General features: G+C 42.5%; 1 protein-coding gene. It reads right to left on the reverse strand.

Annotated features, from left to right (window positions below; genetic code table 11):
* Positions 1-68 precede the first annotated feature (68 nt).
* Positions 69-254: hypothetical protein (locus V6C27_14965; protein ID MEG6617671.1), on the reverse strand; the 186-nt coding region annotated here is incomplete at its 5' end.

Genomic DNA, 254 nt, shown 5'->3' on the forward strand with positions numbered 1-254 from the left:
CAGAAAAAATACCAGATTATTGCCGTAACACAAAAAACTAATATAATTATACTAAACCCGGGTGCAGCTTAGATAAGCAGTGCCCGGGTTTTGATTTTGTCAATGCGCCGGAATATTAAGCGCTTACGAATCTGAATTGTAAATCTAAAAGAATCTGGGGCTTCGCCCCAAAGTTTATCGCTTTTAGTTCTCCCGAGGATAGGGGAATAGTTAAGGGGTAGCAAAAATGCCACCCCTATCCTCGGCAGAACCCC

This window comes from Peptococcaceae bacterium 1198_IL3148, assembly GCA_036763105.1.
GTDB lineage: Bacteria > Bacillota > Desulfotomaculia > Desulfotomaculales > Desulfohalotomaculaceae > JBAIYS01.